This window comes from Bradyrhizobium sp. Unk1 (assembly GCF_059512345.1).
Window position 1 is genome coordinate 1 of the sequence record NZ_JCAMOP010000201.1, and the last position, 848, is coordinate 848.

The window sequence follows — 848 nt, forward strand, 5'->3', positions numbered from 1 at the left end:
GGTCTCATCGACACAGAGCTTCGAAGAGGCGAGCAGAAGCTGGCGCAGACGATGCCACAAGGGCTTCAATTCCTGGGGGGCGTAGCCGACCCAGAAGGCGAGCGTGGAACGGTCGATGGCGATACCGTGGGTCGCCAGCATCTGCGCCTGACGATAGTGCGGCAAATGCCAATGATACTTGGCGTCAATTACATGCGCGACGAGACGCTCGGTCGGCAATCCCCCCTTGATCAATCGCTCGGGCGCAGCGTGCTGGAGGACGACGCCATGACAGGCGCGGCAGGCCAGCTTGGGCCGGCGGGTGACGATCACCCTGTATTGCACCGGAACGACGTCGAGCCTCTGGCTCTCATCGTGACCAATCTCAACGAGATCGCCTTTGCAGCACGGACAGCAGGTTGCAGCCGACAGCAGGGTTTCGACGATGCGCGGCAAATGCTCCGGAAGCTGACCACGGTTGGCTCTGCGCTTGGCAGTTCTCTTCTCGCGGGCTCTGGGATTGGCGCGATCCTCAGTTGCTTCGAGAGCCGCGACGGCCTCTTCGATGTCCTCCAGAACAAGCTGTAGCTGATCAGCGTCCAGCTTTTCCGAGGATCGACCGAACTGCGCATCCTTCGCAAGCTTGAGCAACCGCTCGAGCCTGGCGCAGCGATCCAGCAGAGCCGCGGCAACGACACGCAACTCGGCCGGATCGCTCGGCAGCTCATCAGGCAAATCACTCATTGGCCCGAGTCTGCCATGCTTCGCGCATCGATGCAGCGAAGATTTTATGTCCTACGCAAGTGCTTTCGGCTGCGGGATTCGAGGCGCGTGCATCCGCGTCCAATCCATGCCGGCCAGAAGCGCGG

The 848-nt window shown here is 61.7% G+C and carries 1 protein-coding gene; it reads right to left on the bottom strand.

Features of this window, described 5'->3' with window-relative positions; translation table 11 throughout:
• A partial coding sequence (locus tag AC5ZFO_RS48130; RefSeq protein WP_496124285.1) for an IS66 family transposase occupies positions 1-723 on the bottom strand: 723 nt, incomplete at its 3' end.
• Positions 724-848: the final 125 nt, after the last annotated feature.